This window comes from Actinomadura sp. 9N407, assembly GCF_044326315.1.
Classification (GTDB): Bacteria; Actinomycetota; Actinomycetes; order Streptosporangiales; family Streptosporangiaceae; genus Spirillospora.
This window is the reverse complement of the sequence record NZ_JBIRAW010000002.1, coordinates 129,285-148,608: the sequence shown is the minus strand read 5'-3', so window position 1 is coordinate 148,608 and position 19,324 is coordinate 129,285. Positions and strand designations below refer to the sequence as shown.

Annotated in this window: 18 protein-coding genes and 1 pseudogene; 6 read left to right on the top strand and 13 right to left on the bottom strand. The window is 70.0% G+C overall.

Annotated elements, in window-relative coordinates:
• Nucleotides 1-50: 50 nt before the first annotated feature.
• The 5 genes and pseudogenes from ACH34Q_RS03400 to ACH34Q_RS03380 all read right to left on the bottom strand — a co-directional run bounded on the left by ACH34Q_RS03400 (nucleotide 51) and on the right by ACH34Q_RS03380 (nucleotide 3,556).
• On the bottom strand, nucleotides 51-563 hold the full coding sequence (locus ACH34Q_RS03400; protein ID WP_395981226.1) for an alpha-ketoglutarate-dependent dioxygenase AlkB: 513 nt from the start codon (nucleotides 561-563) through the stop codon (nucleotides 51-53).
• A gap of 213 nt (nucleotides 564-776) precedes the next feature.
• A complete protein-coding gene (locus ACH34Q_RS03395; RefSeq protein ID WP_395981225.1) occupies nucleotides 777-2,051 on the bottom strand; it encodes a DUF222 domain-containing protein in 1,275 nt (424 codons plus the stop codon).
• A gap of 405 nt (nucleotides 2,052-2,456) precedes the next feature.
• Entirely contained in the window at nucleotides 2,457-2,837 is a 381-nt protein-coding gene (locus ACH34Q_RS03390) for a VOC family protein (protein ID WP_395981224.1), read from the bottom strand.
• A 297-nt stretch (nucleotides 2,838-3,134) separates the two neighbouring features.
• Nucleotides 3,135-3,254: pseudogene (locus ACH34Q_RS03385) on the bottom strand (oxidoreductase); the annotation flags it as partial.
• A gap of 23 nt (nucleotides 3,255-3,277) precedes the next feature.
• Nucleotides 3,278-3,556, bottom strand: coding sequence for an SDR family NAD(P)-dependent oxidoreductase (locus ACH34Q_RS03380; RefSeq protein ID WP_395981223.1), 279 nt, complete (start codon nucleotides 3,554-3,556; stop codon nucleotides 3,278-3,280).
• 266 nt (nucleotides 3,557-3,822) lie between these two features.
• Between ACH34Q_RS03380 and ACH34Q_RS03375 the strand changes: the two genes are divergently transcribed.
• Together ACH34Q_RS03375 and ACH34Q_RS03370 are read left to right on the top strand one after the other, a co-directional pair.
• On the top strand, nucleotides 3,823-4,014 hold the full coding sequence (locus tag ACH34Q_RS03375; protein ID WP_395981222.1) for a hypothetical protein: 192 nt from the start codon (nucleotides 3,823-3,825) through the stop codon (nucleotides 4,012-4,014).
• A 247-nt stretch (nucleotides 4,015-4,261) separates the two neighbouring features.
• Nucleotides 4,262-5,155: an SAM-dependent methyltransferase gene (locus tag ACH34Q_RS03370; protein WP_395981620.1), complete on the top strand. Its 894-nt coding sequence runs from the start codon at nucleotides 4,262-4,264 to the stop codon at nucleotides 5,153-5,155.
• On the opposite strand, the gene ACH34Q_RS03365 is transcribed toward ACH34Q_RS03370, so the two are convergent.
• The 7 genes from ACH34Q_RS03365 to ACH34Q_RS03335 form a co-directional block, all read right to left on the bottom strand.
• A complete protein-coding gene (locus ACH34Q_RS03365) occupies nucleotides 5,152-6,345 on the bottom strand; it encodes an NAD-dependent epimerase/dehydratase family protein (protein WP_395981221.1) in 1,194 nt (397 codons plus the stop codon). The two genes, ACH34Q_RS03370 and ACH34Q_RS03365, sit on opposite strands and share 4 nt — an antisense overlap.
• 299 nt (nucleotides 6,346-6,644) lie before the next feature.
• A complete protein-coding gene (locus ACH34Q_RS03360) occupies nucleotides 6,645-8,021 on the bottom strand; it encodes an FAD-binding oxidoreductase (RefSeq protein ID WP_395981220.1) in 1,377 nt (458 codons plus the stop codon).
• Nucleotides 8,022-8,275: 254 nt separating this feature from the next.
• A complete protein-coding gene (locus ACH34Q_RS03355; RefSeq protein ID WP_395981219.1) occupies nucleotides 8,276-8,818 on the bottom strand; it encodes a Clp protease N-terminal domain-containing protein in 543 nt (180 codons plus the stop codon).
• Nucleotides 8,819-8,823: 5 nt separating this feature from the next.
• The gene (locus ACH34Q_RS03350) at nucleotides 8,824-9,075 is read right to left on the bottom strand and encodes an RNA polymerase subunit sigma-70 (protein WP_395981218.1); all 252 of its coding nucleotides are present in this window, start codon (nucleotides 9,073-9,075) and stop codon (nucleotides 8,824-8,826) included.
• A gap of 171 nt (nucleotides 9,076-9,246) precedes the next feature.
• Nucleotides 9,247-10,266, bottom strand: coding sequence for a hemolysin family protein (locus ACH34Q_RS03345; protein WP_395981217.1), 1,020 nt, complete (start codon nucleotides 10,264-10,266; stop codon nucleotides 9,247-9,249).
• A complete protein-coding gene (locus ACH34Q_RS03340; RefSeq protein ID WP_395981216.1) occupies nucleotides 10,263-11,765 on the bottom strand; it encodes a hemolysin family protein in 1,503 nt (500 codons plus the stop codon). The genes ACH34Q_RS03345 and ACH34Q_RS03340 overlap by 4 nt, the downstream gene beginning before the upstream one ends.
• Nucleotides 11,762-12,199 (bottom strand): hypothetical protein, encoded by a 438-nt coding sequence (locus ACH34Q_RS03335; protein ID WP_395981215.1) that lies wholly within the window; start codon nucleotides 12,197-12,199, stop codon nucleotides 11,762-11,764. The genes ACH34Q_RS03340 and ACH34Q_RS03335 overlap by 4 nt, the downstream gene beginning before the upstream one ends.
• A gap of 215 nt (nucleotides 12,200-12,414) precedes the next feature.
• Between ACH34Q_RS03335 and ACH34Q_RS03330 the strand changes: the two genes are divergently transcribed.
• From ACH34Q_RS03330 to ACH34Q_RS03315, 4 genes are all read left to right on the top strand, one after another.
• Entirely contained in the window at nucleotides 12,415-13,374 is a 960-nt protein-coding gene (locus ACH34Q_RS03330; RefSeq protein WP_395981214.1) for an MBL fold metallo-hydrolase, read from the top strand.
• A gap of 153 nt (nucleotides 13,375-13,527) precedes the next feature.
• On the top strand, nucleotides 13,528-15,270 hold the full coding sequence (locus ACH34Q_RS03325; protein WP_395981213.1) for an FAD-dependent monooxygenase: 1,743 nt from the start codon (nucleotides 13,528-13,530) through the stop codon (nucleotides 15,268-15,270).
• 73 nt (nucleotides 15,271-15,343) lie between these two features.
• Nucleotides 15,344-16,351: a hypothetical protein gene (locus ACH34Q_RS03320; protein ID WP_395981212.1), complete on the top strand. Its 1,008-nt coding sequence runs from the start codon at nucleotides 15,344-15,346 to the stop codon at nucleotides 16,349-16,351.
• 163 nt (nucleotides 16,352-16,514) lie between these two features.
• On the top strand, nucleotides 16,515-18,542 hold the full coding sequence (locus tag ACH34Q_RS03315) for a GMC oxidoreductase (RefSeq protein ID WP_395981211.1): 2,028 nt from the start codon (nucleotides 16,515-16,517) through the stop codon (nucleotides 18,540-18,542).
• Here ACH34Q_RS03315 and ACH34Q_RS03310 read toward each other — a convergent pair.
• Nucleotides 18,498-19,319, bottom strand: a complete 822-nt coding sequence (locus ACH34Q_RS03310; RefSeq protein ID WP_395981210.1) for an acyl-CoA thioesterase — start codon at nucleotides 19,317-19,319, stop codon at nucleotides 18,498-18,500. The genes ACH34Q_RS03315 and ACH34Q_RS03310 overlap by 45 nt on opposite strands.
• Between the last annotated feature and the right edge of the window lie 5 nt (nucleotides 19,320-19,324).

Genomic DNA, 19,324 nt, shown 5'->3' with positions numbered 1-19,324 from the left:
CGGGCGGTCTGCAGTGCGGGCGGTGTGGTCGAGCATCGCGGCTGCGGCCTTTAGAGGATCGTCCGCAAGGTCACTGACAAGCGTCGACCGCGCGGTACCCGTCCGTTTGGGTCAGGGTCGGTCTTGCGCGCTGGAATGGCGTGCCGCCAGGTGAATCGCGCGGGGCCGGTCATAATGCACAGACTGCCGGGGTCGAGGCGCACTGGCACGCGCGTCTTGTCCTGCGGGTGCGTGAACTCCATGACACAAGCCGACAGCAGGCTGACCGAGGCGACGACCGGTCCAAAGTGGGGGACACGATCGACGTGGGCGCTGATGCCCTGCCCGGGCAGGTACTCGTTGACGATCACCTGGTCAGGTGGTCTGTCGAAGGGGCCGTCCTCGTACAGTCGCTGGGCCAGCGTCAACGCCCAGCCGGGTAGTGGCGGGGCCGGAGTACCGTCCACGCCGCGCCTGCCGTAGTCGTAGCGGTGCCCGTAGTGCTGGACACGCCGCCGCAGCTGTGACGACCAAGGCGCGGCGTCGATGTCCGCTGCAAGCCTGCGCTGGCTGCCCTCGTCCAACCAACAGTGGACACATCGAAGACCCGGAACCATGATCGAAAATCTATTCGATCGCGTCTGCCCAGTCCAGAGTTCGCCGAGCGGCCATGACTCTGTACATCTACCGGTTCTGGCCGATCCCACCGGAGTGACGGGGCCGCCCGGGGCGGTCGGAGATCGGCCGGGTCGGCCGGAGCTCCAACTGATCTGGCCAGGTGGGTGATGGCGTGTCCCTCACGGTCCCTGGGGCTGTTGCTCGGAAGGATTCTTGTGGCCCGATCGAAATTCGTGGTCGTACGGGCGGTTCTGGCTTCGGTGGCTGGGGCGGATGCGTGGATAGGGGACCGATCGAGTCTGACTTCGCCTGCCGGTGTTCTGTTCCCATGTCGGATTCTCCGCGCGTCTCTCTAGGTGGTCGGGTGGAGGGAGGAGTTGGTAGATGAATCGTCCGTTGTGGTCTTGGTGGATGTGGGTTTGGTGGGGGTTGGTGTGGCGCCAGCGGTTGTGCCATCCGCAGCACAGGGTGAGGCGGTCGATGTCGGTGGCGCCGTGGTCTAGGGCCCAGCCGTCGACGTGGTCGACTTCGGCCAGGGTGCCGGGGACTTGGCAGCCTTGGACGGCGCAGGTGGGGTAGAGGGCTTCCAGGACGCGGCGTTGTGCCGGGCTGGCGAACCGGGCCCGCCGCCCCAGGTACAGCGGGAGGCCGCCAGATCCCAGCAGCAGCGGTGATACTCCGGCCGACAGCGCGATGCGGCGGGCGTGTTCGGCGGGGATGGGGGTGCCGTCGGGCAGCCGCGCCGGGCTATCACCGCCGGTGAGGGTGTCCAGATCACAGATGAGGGTGACCTTGGTGGTGTGATGGCCGCCGGACAGGACGGTGGTGAGGGCGGCGGCGGTGCGTTCGGCCAGGTCGCGCAGGTCCTCGGGACCGGCCGGCTTGGCCAGCGGCCCTAAAGTGCCGTCGAGGACGGCGGCGTCTTCGGCGTTCAGCCAGCCCTTGATGTACCGTCCGCCGTCCAGCGACCGCGTCGAGGTGAGCCAGGAGCGTTGGTAGCCGCGTGCGGCGTCGTCGGGGGCGTGGTCGGTGCCGTCGCGTTCGGCGATGACGTCCCGGATCCGGGACCCGAACGCGGCGACCTTCCCGGCGGAGAAGCCGTCGTCGGCCATGGCCAGCAGCAGCGTCTCGGCCTTGGCGCAGTCGTCATCGTCGAGGCGGGCCACCGATTGCACGATCGCGACCGCGTATCCGCAGGACAGGGTGCCGTCGGCCAGCCGTTCCGCGGTCTCGGGCAGTCGTGGCAGCTGGCGCGCGAGCAGGACGCGTTCCTTGGCGCGGGCATCACGCATCCCCAGGCGGGACCGCAGCCACGCCTGCGCGGAGGGGTAGCCCCACCGGCGCATCTCACCGGATGCGTCCACCACCGCGATCAAACGAGCCAGGAAGCCCTCCTGTACGTCGGCGGCACGGACCAGGGTCTCGGCCCACTCCAGGCACACAGCCGCCGACACCCACCCTGAACCAGCCCCTTGGTCCTCCTCCGAACCAGGCCCTGAGCCGGGTCTCGAACCAGTCCCTGAACGAGACGGTGAGTCGAGCCTCGAGGTGGAGATCTCACGTCGGCTGAGCTCAGCCGCGATCGACGCCGCCGCGTCCACCAGCTCCCCGGTGGACATCGACTCCACATCGACCGCACTCGAACTCATGTTCCAATATTACAGAACGGAGTCTTGTGATCACAAGCAGTTCAATCGAGCGGAGAGTGGGTCCTGGGACGCTGCAGGCGTTCGGACGATCCCGCTGGATCCGACCGCACTGCGGTGGACGGTCCTAGATCAGATGTTTCTGGGGTCTACGAGGCGTGTTTTCGCTGATGGGAGCGTTATGGGCGGGCGGAGAGCGCGTTGTGTCGGTGGTCAGTCCCAGCCGCCGTACGGGACCGTGAGGATCTCCATGGCGTGGCCGCTGGGGTCGCTGAAGTAGACGCCCTTGCCGCCGTCGTTGGTGTTGATCTCACCGAGCCCGCTGCCGTCCGGGTGGGCGTAGTAGCGGGCGCCGGACTCTTTGATCCTCGCGAAGATGGCGTCGAACTCCTCCGCCGGCACCAGGAATGCGCAGTGGTGCCAGCGGAAGTCGTCGGAGTCCATGAAGTCGAGCGTGACGCCGTTATCGGTTTTGACCGGGATGAACGGACCGTACTGGGGTTCGGGCTCCAGGCCGAGGATGCGGGCCAGGAACTCGGCCGAGGCCTTTTTGTCCTTGGCCGGAACGATGATGTGGTTGAGGCTGATGGACATGCGTGCCCCCTTGGAGTCGGGCCCGGCTGCTCTGGGCTTCCTGTACGAGCTTGCGCCCTCAACCGCACTTGAGGTCAAGCCGCCGGGCGGATGACGAGTTCGTTCACGTCCACGTTGGGCGGCTGGTCGATCGCGTACGCGATGGCATCGGTGATCACCGAGGCGGATAGGTCGACCGCTCTGCAGGACTTCATGGCCTCGCGGGCCTCGGATCGGTGATGCTGTCGTCGTTCTCCCGGCGTAGGTCCTCGCTGAGGACACGTACCGCGAACTTGGTGGCGCATAGACGGCGGCAGTTGGCACTACCTCGAATGCGCCGGTCGAGGCGATGTTGATGACCTGGCCGCCGCCTCGGGCCTGCATGACGGGGAGAACGGCGGCGATCCCGTACAGGACGCCTCGTACGGTGTCGTCCAGTATCCGTTCCCACTCGTCGACCTTCAGGGACGAGAAGGGACAGTCACATGACAGCCGCGTTGTACGCCAGGACGTCCACGCGGCCGAGTTCGGTAGGCGCGGCCTCCACGAGAGGCACGCATGTCGACGGCGTCGGTGACGTCAAGGCGGCGGTAATTGACGGAGATCTCGTTCGCGAGTTTTGCGAGACGGTCGGTATGGCACCCGCCGAGGAAGACGTGATGTCCGGCGGTGGCGAGTTGGCGGGCGGTGGTCTTGCCGATGCCACTGCCGCCGCCACCGGTGATCAGGATGCTCTTCATTTGGGGAGAGCGAGCTCGTGGTGAAAGACCTCGTGGTGAAAGACCTCGTGGTGAAAGACCTTGAGGTGAGAGGAAACTCGTGCCGAGGAGCCCTGAGGCCAGAAACCTCGTGAGGGAAGCCTCGTGATAGGAACGGGGTGGGTCGCTGCGTACGTTCGGGGAGTGGTGAACAGCACCATTCCGCAGCGTCCGTCCTCGGCGAAGCCGCTGTGGGCGGTGTGGCCGGGCGTGTTGCCGGCGGGGCCCCAGTAGGTGCCGTGGGGGGATTGGAGCAGGTCAAGGATCTTGGGGTAGATCTCAGGGCCGGCGAGCCGGCTCCGGTGGATGGGCGTGAGCAGGACGGCCCGGATAACACCGATGATCACAGGTGGGTCAGCATCGACCAGGTCGTCGTTGTACTCGGCCAGGAATGCGGCCCGGGCTATGACGGGTTCTCCGGTGCGGACGCTGCGCTGTAGGGGGCGATGGTTCTTGATGATCGTCGATGGTCGCGGATGGACATCGATGGGATGACGACGATGCGCGGATGGACGACACGGATGGACGGCACGGACGGACGACGCGAATTTCCGGAGGGAAGTGAGTTGTCACGGTGTGTGGACGCCCTGGATGTGAAACCGTTGACGTGGGTCCCTCTACCCGCTGGAGGCCGTAGTGAGCAGTGGCGATTCCTCGTTTTCCTGGGACGAAGCCGAGAAGGACCTGATGGAGGGGATCGACACCACCGTTCCGCATTCGGCGCGAGTCTGGAATTACTGGCTGGGCGGCAAGGACAACTTTCCGGTGGACCAGGAGCTCGGCGACCAGTTCCGGGAGGTCTTTCCTGGGATCGTCGACCTCGCGCGCTTCTCCCGGGCGTTCCTGGCACGGGCCGTGACGTACCTGGTCAAAGAGGAGGGGATCCGGCAGTTCCTGGACATCGGGACGGGACTGCCGACCCACGACAACACCCATGAGGTCGCGCAGCGGGCAGCACCGGACTCGCGGATCGTGTACGTCGACAACGACCCGCTCGTCCTCGCGCACGCCCGGGCCCTGCTGACCAGCACTTCGGAAGGCGCCACCGCCTACATCGACGCCGATCTGCACCAGCCCGAGGCGATCCTGGAGCAGGCCGGCCGGACGCTGAATCTACGCGAGCCGGTCGCGCTGATCGTGATCCAGACCCTCGGGCACATCTCGCCGGAGAACGGCGACGCCGAGGCGCGCGGCATCCTGCGGAGGCTGCTGGACAAGCTGCCGCCGGGCAGCTTCCTCGCACTCAACGACAGCGCCGACACCAATCAGGCGAACGTCGAGGCGACGCGCAAGCAGTACAACGAGAGCGGCGCGGTCCCGTACCACCTGCGTAGTCCCGGCCAGATCGTGAACCTTTTCGAGGGGCTGGAGATGGTGCCGCCGGGCGTTCTGCCGATCGAACGGTGGCGTCCGGCCGCGCCGGTCGCCGGGACGTCCGCGGCACCGTACACCGAACCGGGCGCCGAGGTGAGCGCGGAGGTGAGCGCCAGGGCCGAGGCGGGCATTGGGGTGCGGGCCGAGGCGGGCAACGATTTGGGCGGCGAGGTGGGGGTGCACGGCGGGGTGGGCCGCAAGCGCTAGGGCCGCCGGCCCACACCGGTGACCAGTTCGCGGAGCCGGAACGGGCCACCCGTCCCGGGCGCCAGCGGCGGGGTGTCCATGCCCGCGCCGGAACGGAGCCCGGCGAGGAACTCGCGCAGCGCGTACATGCTCGTGTGCTCGGGCATCCAGCCGAGCTCGGACCGGGCCCGCGAGGTGTCCATGATGGGGACGTTCAGGGCCAGGTCGAGCAGGTCGGGCGAGGCCGGGACCAGGCCCATCGTCCAGGCGGCGCGGAGGGCCGCGCGGGCGCCGCGCGCGGGCAGCGGCAGCTTGCGCGCGCCCATCAGCTCGGCCAGCTCGTCGGCGCCGATCACGGGGTCGGCCGCGATGTTGTACGGGCCGCGCGCGTCGTCGTCGATGACCGCGAGCCGGAACGCCTGGCCAGCGTCGGAGGCATGCAAGGCCTGGAACCGCAGCCCGGGAATGTCGGGTACCACGGGGATCAGCCCGGGCCGTGCCAACCGGCCGGGTACGAACGGCCCCGCGAACAACCGGCGCTGTTCGGCGGCGGCCTCGCGCTTGAAGATGAAGCCGGGCCTCAGCCGTACGACGCGGCGTTCGGGATGCTCGGCCTCGAAGATGTCGAGCAGCCGTTCCACGTAGGGCTTCTCCCGCCCGTACGAGGCCGCCGGCCAGCCGTGGGTCGGCCAGCTTTCGTCGACACCGTTCCTCTGACCGCCGTTCTGATGACCGCCGTTCCGGTGCCCACGGCTCTCCTCACCACGGTTCTCGCCACCACGGTTCTCGCCACCACGGTTCTCGTCACCACGGGGATCCCTGGATCCTGGAGGGTCATTGGGGCCCGGAAGGTCTTTGGGGCCTGGAGAGTACGTGCCGACCGACGAGGAGTAGACCAGCGCCGGGACGCCCGCCTCGGCGACGGCCTCGAAGACGCGGAGGCTGCCGAGCGCGTTGGCCCGCCACGTGATCATGGGGGAGTGGGTGGGCTGGAACAGCCACGCCAGATGGACGACCGCGTCCGCGCCCCGGAAGTGCGGTACCAGATCGGTGCCGCACACGTCGGCCACGGCCCACTCGGTCTTGTCGATCTTCAGGGCCGGGCGGCGGCGGGCGAGCCCCCGGATCGACGTGATCGCCGGATCGGCGGCCAGCGCCTGGACGGTGCTGGTGCCGACGTTGCCGGTCGCGCCGACGACCACGACGCGCATGGTGTGCCTCCTGGACGCTGCGGTTGCCTGTGTGTGACGCGTGGGTGTGACGCGTGTGGGTGTCCTGTGCGTATGACCTGTGGGTGCGACCTGTGTGGGGACGGACCTGTGTCTGGGACCCGTGTGAGGGGACCTGTGTGCGGCCTGTGTGTAAGTGGCTGTGTGCAAGTGCCCCGTGTGCGAGTGGCCTGTGTGAACGGACTGTGCGGGTGGACTGCGTGTGATTGGATCGCGTGTGAGCGGACTGTGCGGGTGTCGTGTGCCGGTCGCCCTACCCGGGACATCGGCCGCCATGCGGTTCAGGAGGACGGGTCACCGAAGACTTTGCCGGGGTTGAAGATGCCGGCCGGGTCCACCGCGTTCTTGATGGCGTGGTGCAGGGCGACGGCGGCCGGATCGAGTTCGGCGTGCAGTCCGCGCCGTTTGAGCAGGCCGACGCCGTGCTCGCCGGTGACGGTGCCGCCGAGCGCGATGGCGTCGTCCACGATCCGGTCGAACGCCCGCTGCGCCCGGGACCTGGCCGCGTCGTCGCCCGCCGGTGTGATGATCAGCGGGTGCAGGTTGCCGTCGCCGGCGTGCGCGACGTTGGCGATATGGACGTCGTGGTCGCGGGCGGTGCGTTCGATGCGGCGCAGCATCTCCGGTACGAGGCGGCGCGGTACGCAGACGTCCTCGGTCAGGACGGGTCCGAGCCGTTCCAGGGCCGGATAGGCGAGCCGCCGGGCCGCGAACAGCGCCTCGGCCTCCTCCTCGTCGGTCGAACGGGCGCTCCAGGTGGCCCCGGCGTCCTTGAAGCAGCGGGCCATCGCGTCGGCCTCGGTATCGTCGAGGGTGTCGCTGCGGCCGAGGAGCAGGACGTTCGCGTCGGCCGACAGGCCCATGTTCTTCCACTGGTCGACGGCCTCCAGGCAGTGCCGGTCGACCAGTTCCAAGGCACTCGGGACGATCCCGGCCGCGGCGACGGCGCTGACGGCCTCACCGGCGGCGTGCAGGTCGTCGAAGTAGCCGACGACCGTCCGCTCCTTCGGCCGGGCGCCGCGCAGCCGTACGGTGATCTCGGTGATGACGCCGAGCGTGCCCTCGGAACCGACCATCAGCCCGCACAGGTCGTACCCGACCACGCCCTTGGCGGTACGGCGTCCCAGCCGTACGACGTCGCCGCATCCCATGACCGCCTCGACGGCCAGGACGTAGTCGCGGGTGACGCCGTACTTGACGCAGCAGACGCCGCCCGCGTTGGTGGCCACGTTCCCGCCGATCGTGGACCAGGGAGAGCTGGCCGGGTCCGGGGGATACCAGAGGCCCTGCTCGGCGCACGCGGCGCGGAGATCGTCGTTGACCACGCCGGGCTGGACCACCGCCAGCCGCTCGTGCGGATCGATCTCGACGATCTCGTTCATCCGTTCCAGGGACAGCATCACGCAGCCGTCGATGCCGTTCGCCCCGCCGGACAGGCCCGTCCCGGCCCCGCGCGGGACGATCGGTACGCCGCGTTCCGCGCACACGGTCACCAGAGCCCGGACGTCCTCGGTGGATCCGGCGCGGACGAGGACGGCGGGCGTCCCGTGCGGAGCCCACTCGGCCTCGTCGTGCGCGTACGCGGAGATCACGTCGGGGTCGGTGACGACCCGGTCCGCTGGGATGAGATGCCGGAGCGCGTCCACCAGTACGGTCATGACTTCAATCAATCATGCTTCCGAGCGATCATGCTTCCGAGCGATCATGCTTTGAGGGATCACGCTCCGAGTGATCGCCCTTTGATGAGCATGCTTTCGAGGGAGCATGCTTGTGAGTGAGCATGCTCTGGATGGACATGGAGCGATCCGCGCCGCGAACCCGCCCGGGCCGTCCCGGTCGGCCCCGTGGTCCTGCGGTCTGGCGGGCCTGCGGGCTGGTGGTCCTGCGGGCTGGTGGTCCGCGCTCCGGCAGGTCAGGCGGCGTCGGCGGCGAGCCGGCGGGTGACGTCCTCGCGCAGGGCGGCGACGTCCACGCCCATCTCCGACAGCACCAGCACGGAGGCGAAGTCCTCGTCGTGCAGGATGCCCAGCAGGATATGCCCGCCGTTGATCTCCTTGTGCTTGAGCCGGATGGCGTGCCTCAGGCTCAACTCCAGGGCCTTCTTGGCCTCCTTGGAGAACGGGATGTGCCCCTTGCGGAACCGGCCGGGCGGCGCGTCGAGAGCACCCTCGCCGAACGACTCCTCGGCCGCCTCGCGCACCGCGTCCAGGTCGATGCCGAGGCTGCGGAGCGCCTCGGCATCGAGCGGGCCGGTGCCGCCCCTGCGTCCGATGGCGGTGCGCAGGCCCACCGGCCACACGCCGTGGTCGCGCAGCGCTTGCGCCGCCGGGCCCTCGCCGTCGAGCAGGCCGAGCAGGACGTGCTCGGGCCCGATGGTGCGGTGGGACAGGGCCCTGGCCTCCGCTTGTGCCTGGATCACCGCGGCCCTGGCCTCCTTGGTGAATCGCTCGAACATCCCCGTCACCGTTCTTTCTTCAGGGTCGATTCCCTCTTCAGGATCGACCGGCCGCCGCCGTGCTTCTTGTGGACGGCCTGCCGGCTCACGCCGAGGCAGACCGCGATGTCCTGCCAGGACCAGCCCTTGTCCCGCGCGCTGGCGACCTGGAGCGCCTCCAGGCGCTCGGCCAGCTCGCGCAGGGCGCGGACGGCTCGCAGCCCGACCGCGGGGTCCCGGCTGCCCGCCTCTTCGGCGAGCTTCACTCCATCAGCCATATTGTCAATGTACGTTGACGTCGAGCAGGTGTCAACCTGGGTTGACGGCCGGTCTGGGGTGGAGAACCGGTCCGAGTTGAAGGCCGGTCTCCGGGTTGAAGAACGGTCCGAGTTGAAGGCACGGTCCGGGCTGACGAACGGGCTTGGCTGGGGAACGGCCAGGGGCGATGATCAGTGCGGGTTGACGATCAGGGTGCTGAGCAGGTCGTCCAGGTTGATCAGGCCTGCGATCCGGCCTTCGCCGTCCCGGACGAGGCCGAGATGACTGTGCCGGGCGCGCAGTGTCGCCACCGCTTCGGTGACCGGGGTCTGGACGGTCAGTTCCGGGACCGGATGGGCGAGCTCGCGGGCCGGGACGTTCCGTCCGCGCGCCTGGGCGAGGTAGGCGTCACGGACATGCACCATCCGGGGCGGTTCACCGGCGGTCCCGTGCAGCATCAGGCGCAGCCGACCGGTACGGGCCGCGGTCTCGACGATCTCCCTGGGGGTCGCCGTGGGGGAGACGGCGACGACGTCGGCGACCGGGACGACCAGGCCCGCCAGCGGGGCCTGCGGCGCGTCCAGCGCGGCGGTGAGCAGGTGCAGGTCGCTCTCCTCGATCAGGCCGAGGCGGCGCGACTCCACCGCCAGGTTGCGCAGCTGCTCCGGTGTACGGGAGACGCTCATCGAGTCGCGCGGCGGCACTCCCACCATCCGCAGCAGCAGGTTGGTGGTCGAGTTGAGCGCCGCCAGCACGGGACGTACCACGGTGGTGAACGCGCGGAACGGAACGGCCAGGATCATCGCCGACCGTTCCGGCCTGATGATCGCCCACGACTTGGGCGCCATCTCGCCGACCACCATGTGCAGGAACGTCACCACGCCCAGTGCCAGCACGAACGCCACCGCGTGCGAGGCCGACTCCGGCAGCCCGGCCGCGTGGAACAGCGGCGTCAGCGTCTCGGCGAACAGCGGCTCCGACACCAGCCCCAGTCCCAGCGAGCACATTGTGATGCCGAGCTGGGCCCCCGCCAGCATCAGCGACAGCTCACCGATCCCCGCCGCCGCCGACGCCGCCGTACGGCTGCCGCGCGCGGCGGCCCGCTCCAGTCGCGGGCGCTTGGCCGCCACCATCGCGAACTCGGCCGCGACGAAGAAGCCGTTGGCGGCCAGCAGCGCGATGGTGAGCGGGATCCCGGTGGAGAGGTTCACATGCGCTCCTCGTCCTGGGGACGGCCGAGCGGATGCGGACGGGGTTCGACCCTGAAGCGGATCATCTCGGGTACGTGGCGATGCACCGTCAGCACCTCCACCACGGCATGGCGCGGCGGATCCCCGGCTCGGGCCGACGCCAGGTCCACGGTCACCACGTCACCGGGCTCGGCGACACGGCCCAGCAGCTTCAGCAGCAGCCCGGCGACCGTCTCGTAGTCGCCCTTGGGCAGCGCGATCCCGGTCTCGTGCGCGACCTCGTCCACCCGCAGGCCGGCGTCGGTCGTCCACCACTCGCCGCTGCGGATGGCCAGGTCCTCCTCCATGTCGCTCTCGTCGGCGATCTCCCCGACCAGCTCCTCGGCCACGTCCTCCCACGCGATCAGGCCGGCGAACCCGCCGTACTCGTCCACCACGCAGGCCACCGCGCCCTCGCCGGTGCCCGCGCTTTCACCGGCCGCGCCCCCCTCAGGACTCGCGCCCTCTCCAGGACTCGCGCCCTCTGCAGGACTTGCGCCCTCTCCGGTACTCGCGCCCTCGCGGGTGCGCGAGCCGTCCCCGTCGCCGTTCGCGCCGCCCTCACCGCGCAGCCGGGCGACCACTTCGGGAAGCGGCAGCGTCCAGGGGACCATCGGCGCGGGCCTGGCGATGTCGCGGACGAGTGTCCGGGCCGCCTCGCCCGGACGCAGCCGGACGAGCTCCTCCAGCCCGACCACCCCGATGACGTCGTCGACGCTCTCGCCGACGACCGGGTAGCGGCTGTGCCCGTGCGCGGTGATGATCTCGCTCAACTCGCTGGCCGGCGTCGTGTCCTGGACGGTCACCACGTCCACCCTGGGCACCATGACCTCCTCGGCCGTACGCTCGGAGAACACCAGGGCCCGTTCCAGCAGGTCGGCGTGGCCCTCCTGCAGCTCCTCCTCCGACTCGCCGATGATGTGGCCGAGCTCCTCCAGCGTGGCGCCGTGGTGCAGCTCCTCCACAGGCTCGATCCCCACCGAGCGCAGCAGCCGGTCGGCGGAGGCGTCGAAGAACCGGATCAGCGGCCCCGCGACCGTGAGGTAGACCAGCGCCGAACGGGCCAGCGCCCTGGCCAGCGGCTCCGGCGCGGCCAGCGCCAGGTTCTTGGGGAACAGCTCGCCCAGCACCATCTGGACGATCGTCGCCAGCGCGAACCCGAGCGCGACCGCGATCCCGCCGACCGCACCCTCGGGCACGCCCACGGCACGCAGGCCCGGGGCGATCAGGCCACCCAGCGCGGGCTCGGCGATGAACCCGACGACCAGTGCGGTCACCGTGATGCCCAGCTGCGCGCCCGACAGCATGAACGACACCCGTTCCATGACCCGTACGGCACGCGCGGACTTCCGGTCGCCCTCCCGGGCCCGCTGCTCCAGCTCCAGCCGGTCGGCGGTGACGTAGGCGAACTCGATCGCCACGAACCATCCCGTCGCCGCGGTCAGCAGGAAGACGGCGATCACGCCCAGCGCGACGCTCACCCGATCCCGACACTCCCCCCGGACTCTCCCGTCAACCCGTGCTCGGCCGTGTTCGTGTGCTCGTCCGCGGCCCTGTGCTCAGCCGTGATCCCGTACCCGTTCGCGGCCCGGTACCCGTTCGCGACCCTGTGTGGGGCCGTGACCAAGCGCGCGCCCCTGATGCCGTGCCCGCTCGCGCTCACGTGCTGGTGTGTGACCCCTTGCGTGTCCGTGATTGCGAGCTCGTCCGTGACGCCGTGTTCCCTGGTGACCCGGTGTTCCGCTGCGGTCACGTCTTCGCCAGTGATCTTGAACTGTGCTGCGGTCACGTGTTCGTCTGGAAACACGTGTTCGTCTGGAAACACGTGTTCGTCTGGAAACACGTGTTCGTCTGGAGACACGTGCTCGTCTGGAGGCACATGCTCGGCGGAGAGCAGATGTTCGGCTGGGGTCACGGTGCCATCCTTTCCCGGTTCAAGATCCTTCACCCGCCGGCTCGACCCGGCGAAGCCGGCGGGTGCGCGCCGTCCTGGGGGATTATCCGGTGCTCCGTACGGGGAATGAACCCTCCGCGTGCTGTCCGCTGGTTTCGTCGTGTGCTGTGCTGTCCACGCGTGCGCTGTGCCGTTCACGAGTGGGCTGTGCCCTCCATGAGAGTGAAGGGGCGAAGATGCCCAAACCGTTCGCGTCGTCCGCCGATCTGGAGCAGAAGGAACAGACGCTCGAGGTCCTCGCCGACGGCGTGTACGCCCTCACGGCCGAGGGCGATCCGAACGTGGGGGCGATCGAGGGCGAGGACTTCCTGGTCTGCTTCGAGGCGCTGGCCACCCCCGCCGCGGCCCGCGACTGGCTGGCGGTGCTGCGCGAGCACACCGACAAGCCGATCCGCTTCCTCGTGCTGTCGCACTATCACGCGGTACGGGTGCTGGGCGCCAGCGCGTTCGGCGACGTGACGATCATCGCGCACGACCGCACCCGCTCGCTGATCCGCGAGCGCGGGCTGCAGGACTGGGAGTCGGAGTACGGCCGGATGCCGCGGCTGTTCAAGGAACCCGAGGGCATTCCGGGGCTCACCTGGCCGACGCTGACCTTCTCCGACACCCTCACGATCGCGCTGGGCGGCGATCGCGGCGATCTCGACCTGGCGTACTGCGGGCGCGGCCATACCGAGGGCGACATCGTGGCCTGGCTGCCCAAGCAGCATGTGCTGTTCGCGGGCGACCTGGTGGAAACCCAGGCGGCTCTCTACACCGGTGACGCGTTCCACCGTGACTGGGCGACCGGCACGCTGGACCACGTCGACTCGTTCGGTGCCCGCACGCTGGTCGGCGGGCGCGGTGCCGTCGCGCACGGCCGAGAGGCGGTACGGGCCGCGATCGCCCAGACCCGTGACTTTCTGGACGTGATGATCACCGAGGTGACCAGGGTCAAGGATCGGGGCGGCTCGCTCAAGGACGCCTTCGCCGCCGTGCACGCCGTCCTCGCGCCGGACTACGGCGGCTGGCCGATCTTCGAGCACTGCCTGCCGTTCGACGTCTCCCGGCTATGGGACGAGCTCGCCGGCATTGAACGTCCCCGGATCTGGACGGCCGAACGGGATCGGGAGGTCTGGGCGCAACTCCAGGACTGATGGTCAGGCACGACCGAGACGCTGGGACAGGACTGACAGCGAGACAGAAACGACGGCGAGACAGAACTGACGGTGGGACAGGACTGACGGCGAGAAAGAACTGACGGCGAGGCACGACCGATGGGAGGGCGGCGATTGAGGGAGGGCGGCTGGATGGATCCTGTGGTCGTGATCGGAGCCGGGCCGGTGGGCCTGACCGCCGCCTTGCTGCTGGCCCGCTGGGGGCTGCCGGTCGTCGTTCTGGAACGGCACCTGGCCCGCGAGCCCATCGGGTCGCGCTCGATCTGCCAGCAGCGCGACGTCCTGGACATCTGGTGCCACGCGGGCGCCGGCCGGATCGCCGAGGAGGGCCTGGCCTGGACGACGGCGCGCACCTACTACCGCGATCGGGAGTTGTTCTCCTGGCGGTTCGCCGATGCCGGAACGCTGCCGCCGTGCGTCAACATCTCCCAATCCCGTACCGAGGAGATCCTGGACGGGTGCGCCGCCGCCCGCCCTGACCTGATCGATGTCCGCTGGGGCTGCGAGGTGACCGGCCTCGACCAGGACGCCGACGGCGTGACGGTGCGGTGCGGTTCGGGCGACGCGATTCGGGCGTCGTACGTGGTGGCCTGTTCGGGTGCCGGGCGTTCGGGTGCCGCCGTACGGGAGGGCCTCGGGATCGGCTTCCCAGGGGAGAGCTTCGACGACGAGTTCCTGATCGTCGACATCGAGGCCGATCTGCCCGGCTGGGAATGCGAGCGCCGCTTCTACTTCGACCCGCCCTGGAATCCCGGCCGCCAAGTCCTCATTCATCCATGCCCCGGCTCGCGCTACCGGATCGACTGGCAGGTACCGCCCGGGTTCTCGCTCGCTGCCGAAGTGGGCCAGAGAGACGTCGGCCAGCGCGAAATGGGCCAGCGCGAACCAGGCCAGCGAGACGTGGGCGCGGGGGGAGTGAGCAGGGGAGAAGAGGCCACGGGAGAAGAGGCCACGGGAGAAGGGGGCACGGGAGAAAGGGGCGGGGGAGAAAGGGGCGCGGAGCTCGACCGGCGGGTGCGGCAGGTCATCGGGGACCGTCCGTACAGGCTGCTCTGGCACTCGGTCTACCGCTTCCAGTCCCGGGTGGCCGACCGGATGCGGGCCGGGCGAGTGCTGCTGGCGGGGGATGCCGCGCACCTGTACGCGCCGTTCGGTGCGCGCGGGCTCAACTCCGGGGTCCCCGACGCCGAGAACGCCGCCTGGAAGATCGCGTTCGTGGCGCGCGGCTGGGCATCGCCCGAGCTGCTGGAGACCTATCACCTTGAACGGCACGCGGCGGCGTTGGAGAACCTCGACGTCACCGCCGCCACGATGCGCTTCCTCGTACCGCAGGGCGAGGAGGCTCGCGCCCGGCGCAGCGCGGCGCTGGAACGTGCCGCCGCCGATCCGCGGGCCCTTGGCGAAATCGACTCCGGGCGGTTCGCCGAGCCGTTCTGGTACGGGACGTCGCCGCTCACGACGCCGGAGCCGACCCGGCCGCTCACCGGCCGCCCGCCCAAGGGGGCCGTCCATCCGCCCGCGCCCGGCGTGATCGTGCCGGACGCGCCGGTCGAGATTCCGGACCGGCCAGGGATCACGAGGTTGCGGGAACTGCTCCGCGGCGGGTTCACGCTGCTGTGCGCCCCGGGCTGCTCGGTCGATGACCTGGGGAGGGCCGCTGGTGCCGCCACCGCCGCGCCGTTGCGCGTCCTGGAATTGGACGGCCTCGATCCGGCGGGCGACCTGGCCAAGGTGCTCGATGTACGACCCGGCGAGGCATGGCTCGTACGCCCCGACGCGCACCTGGCCGCGATCCTGCCCCATCCCGATCCGGGGACGGTGACCGCTGCCGTCCACACCGCACTGGCGGGGCCGCCAGGCAGCCGATCCGGCTGACGTTCTGGAGCGCTGTCGCCCCGGCGTGATAGCACGGAAGGGCGTGGTAAGCCCCCGAGCGGTGGGAGTGCCCATGACCGACGACAGCCGTCCCCGCCCCGTCTTCGACCCGGACATCCCCGGCGGTGATCGCGCGCTGCTGGCCGCCGCGCCCGAACGGCTCGTTCCCGCGACGCTGCCCGCGCCCCCGCCACCGCGGCCCGGGCTCGCGACCATCATCGGACGCGCGATCTGGATCCCGCTGTTCGCGTTCTTCTACGGCGTGCTGCCGGGTGGCTGGATCCGGGTGTTCTTCCTGGCCTCGCTCGACGAGGACGACCTGATGGACAGCGTCTTCCGCTGGGGCCGCGGCGCGGTGCTGGCCATGATGATCACGCCGTTCTTCCAGATCCTGCTCATCCTGCTCGGCCTGGGCGAGGCCGCGGCGCTGCTGGCCGCCGCCAGCTTCACCGGCTGGGCGGCGGGCGCGGTACGGCACGTACGCGAGCCCGCCGCCGCGCGGGCCGCCCGCGAGCACCACGGCCGCTACCTGCTGCCCGGCGACTTCGACCGGCCCGCCGCCCGGCTGCTGTGGCGCGCCCAGCAGGCGGCCGACGCGGTGCTCGCGTCGGAGGCGCACGCGGCCGGGCTCCTCGACGACGCCCGCAACGAGGTCGCGCTCCCCGAACAGGAATGGGCGATCGCACGCGCGCTGGCCGAGCACACCCGGCTGCGGCGCGAGCGCGCGGCCCAGCGCCCCGAACGCCTGTCGCCGCGCGTCCGCGCACTGCTGGAGCCGCAGCGGCGCGCCCTCGACCTTTCGGTACGGTCCGTCACCGAACGCGTGGAGGCCCTGGAGACGTACGCCCGGCACGCGCGCGAGGCCGACGACGCGTACCACGAGTGGCAGGTCATGCGGTGCCTGCCCGAGCAGAACGCCCGCTACCGCGATCTGCTCGCCGCGACCGTACGTGACGACCTGGCCCGTGAGGAGATCGAACGGCTCGCCGCCGACGCGAGGCGCGCCCGCTCCGTCCTTCAGGGCACATCTGGCCTTCAGGACACGTCCGGCTTTCAGGGCACACGGTTCCCACGGGACTGACGGCGCTGTCGACGCAGCCGAGCGAGCGCCCGGGCGAGCGGTGTTGTCACCGGGATGACAAAGCACGCCCCAAAGTGATGACACGGGCACATGGCGCTGCGGAGGGCGCGGGTCGATAGTCGTTCCTCCAGCACTCGTCGGGGGAGACGGGAGGCGACCGGCCATGGCGGGAACGGACGACGACCGAGACCAGGACCACGGGCACGGGTACCAACACGGGCACGAAGACCACGGGCACGACTACGACGTGATCGTGGTCGGCTCCGGGTTCGGCGGCAGTGTGGCGGCGCTGCGGCTGGCGGAGAAGGGCTACCGGGTGGCGGTCCTGGAGGCGGGACGCCGCTTCGATGACGACGCACTGCCCAAGACCAACTGGCGGCTCCGCAAATATCTCTGGATGCCGAGGCTCGGAATGCGCGGTATCCAGCGCTTCCATCTCGTCCGGGGCAAGGCCAAGGTCCTGGTGATGGCCGGGGCGGGCGTCGGCGGCGGCTCGCTCGTCTACGCCAACACGCTGTACGTACCGCCGCGGCCGTTCTTCACCGATCGCCAGTGGGGGCACATCACCGACTGGCAGGAGGAGCTCCGGCCCTTCTACGACCAGGCGCAGCGGATGCTCGGCGTCACACCCAACCCGCTCATCACCCCGGCCGACGAGGCGATCCGCCGCGTCGCGGAACGGATGGGCGTGGGCGACACCTGGCATGTGACCCCGGTCGGGGTCTTCTTCGGCGACGAGGGCACCGCGCCGGGCGAGGAGGCCGACGACCCGTACTTCGGCGGTGCGGGACCACGCCGCAACGCCTGCATCGCCTGCGGCTCCTGCATGGTCGGCTGCCGCGCGAACGCCAAGAACACGCTGACGAAGAACTACCTCTACCTGGCCGAGCGCAAGGGCGTCACGGTGCTGCCCGACAGCACCGTCAAGGCCGTGGCACCCAGGGAGGGCGGCGGGTACGAGATCGAGGTCGTCCGGACCGGGGTGCCGTTCCGCAGGACCCGACGGCTCACCGCCGGGCAGGTCGTCCTGGCCGCCGGTACGTACGGGACCCAATCCCTCCTGCACGAGATGCGCGGCAAGGGCCGGCTCCCCGGCATCTCCGAACGGCTGGGCGAGCTGACCCGTACCAACTCCGAGGCCCTGCTCGGCGTGGAACGCATGACCGTGTGGCACCGCGAGAAGGACCTGGACCACAGCACGGGCCTGGCCATCACCTCCTCGTTCCACCCGGACGAGAACACCCACATCGAACCGACCCGGTACGGGAGCGCCGGCAACGCGATGGGCGCCATCCGTACGCTGCTCGTCGACGGCGGCGGACGCTTCCCGCGCTGGGCCAAGTTCCTGGGGCAGAGCGCCCGGCACCCGACCGTCATCCTGCGCGGCCTGTCGCTCAAGGACTGGGCCAAGCGGACGATCATCGCCCTGGTCATGCAGACGCACGACAACTCCATCACCGTCAGGGCCAGGCGGAGCCTGCTGGGACGGCGGCTGCTGACCGCCCGGCAGGGAACCGGCGAACCCAACCCCACCTGGATCCCCATCGGCCACGACGCGACCCGAAAGCTCGCCGAGGAACTCGGGGCGACGCCGGGCGGTACGTGGTTCGACCTGTTCAACATTCCGACCACCGCGCACTTCCTCGGCGGCTGCGTCATCGGCGACTCGCCCGAGACCGGGGTCATCGATCCGTACCATCGCGTGTTCGGGCACCCCGGCCTGCACATCGTGGACGGCTCGGCGGTCACCGCCAACCTGGGCGTGAACCCGTCCCTCACCATCACCGCCCAGGCCGAGCGGGCCATGGCGTTCTGGCCCAACCGAGGTGAGCAGGACACCCGCCCGGAGCCGGGGGCCGCCTACCGGCGGATCGAATGGGTCGTACCGCAAGATCCGGCCGTACCCACCACCGCACCCGCAGCCCTCCGCTTGGCCGCACCCGCCCCAGTGGCTTCTACCTCAGGGATATCTACCTCAGCGGCACCGGCTGCACCGGCACCGGCTGCAGGAGCACCGATCCCAGGAGCACCGGCCTCAGCGGCGCCCGCCTCAGAAGTGCCGGCCTCGCAAGGAGCGGCCCCACAAGTACCAGCCTCGGAAGTACCACCAGCCTCGGAGGTACTACCGGCCTCGATGGGGTCCGGGTCAGAAGCCGCCGGCCGGTCGCAGGAGGGCCTCCTGAGCGATTGAGGCGACCAGTAGCCCGTCCCTCGTGTGCAGGGTTCCGAGGGCGAGGCCGCGGGCGCCGAAGTTCGTCGCCGGCTCGATCGAGAACAGCAGCCATTCGTCGACGCGAGCGGGCCGGTTGAACCATAGGGCGTGGTCCAGGCTGACCGCCGCCGCCAGCTCGCGGGGCGCGCCCGGCGGCCGTGCGCCGCTGACCACGGCCATGTCCGACAGGTAGGCGATCAGGCACGCGTGCAGCGACAGATCGTCCCCGACGGGCTCCCCCGAACGGATCCAGAACGGATGGCGCATCGGGAACTCGCCTGGACGGGCGGGGTTCACGATCCGGATGTCGAAGCCCGGCGGATGCCGGAAGAACGCGGGCATCGCCGGCGGCTCCAGCTCCTCCGGCGGCACGCTCGCAGTCGGCGGCTCCGCCGGCTGCCAGTCGTAGCCCGGCTCCTCGTCATGGAATGAGCCGATCATCTCGAAGATCGGCTTGCCGCCCTGGGAGGCCGTGACATGCCGGGTCGAGAACGTCCGCCCGTCCCGGGTCCGAGCCACGTCGAACCGCAGCTCCTCCTTGGGCCGGCCGGGCCTGATGAAGTACGCGTGCAGCGAATGGGGCAGCCGTCCCGGCCCCACGGTGAGGCAGGCCGCGCGCAGGCTCTGCGCCGCCACCTGCCCGCCGAAGAGTCGTTCCCGCCCGATCGTCGAGGCCGCGGTGACGAGGAAGGTGTCCTCGTCCAGTGCCGTGAGATCGAGCAGACTCAGGATTCCGCGCGGCGCGTCGTCGCTCAAACCGG

Coding starts and splice junctions, on each gene's coding strand:
- ACH34Q_RS03330 (WP_395981214.1), top strand. CDS start 12,415: ATGCCCAAACCGTTCGCGTCGTCCGCCGATCTGGAGCAGAAGGAACAG.
- ACH34Q_RS03355 (WP_395981219.1), bottom strand. CDS start 8,818: ATGTTCGAGCGATTCACCAAGGAGGCCAGGGCCGCGGTGATCCAGGCA.
- ACH34Q_RS03380 (WP_395981223.1), bottom strand. CDS start 3,556: ATGAAGAGCATCCTGATCACCGGTGGCGGCGGCAGTGGCATCGGCAAG.
- ACH34Q_RS03360 (WP_395981220.1), bottom strand. CDS start 8,021: ATGACCGTACTGGTGGACGCGCTCCGGCATCTCATCCCAGCGGACCGG.
- ACH34Q_RS03325 (WP_395981213.1), top strand. CDS start 13,528: ATGGATCCTGTGGTCGTGATCGGAGCCGGGCCGGTGGGCCTGACCGCC.
- ACH34Q_RS03350 (WP_395981218.1), bottom strand. CDS start 9,075: ATGGCTGATGGAGTGAAGCTCGCCGAAGAGGCGGGCAGCCGGGACCCC.
- ACH34Q_RS03370 (WP_395981620.1), top strand. CDS start 4,262: ATGGAGGGGATCGACACCACCGTTCCGCATTCGGCGCGAGTCTGGAAT.
- ACH34Q_RS03315 (WP_395981211.1), top strand. CDS start 16,515: ATGGCGGGAACGGACGACGACCGAGACCAGGACCACGGGCACGGGTAC.
- ACH34Q_RS03390 (WP_395981224.1), bottom strand. CDS start 2,837: ATGTCCATCAGCCTCAACCACATCATCGTTCCGGCCAAGGACAAAAAG.
- ACH34Q_RS03320 (WP_395981212.1), top strand. CDS start 15,344: ATGACCGACGACAGCCGTCCCCGCCCCGTCTTCGACCCGGACATCCCC.
- ACH34Q_RS03365 (WP_395981221.1), bottom strand. CDS start 6,345: ATGCGCGTCGTGGTCGTCGGCGCGACCGGCAACGTCGGCACCAGCACC.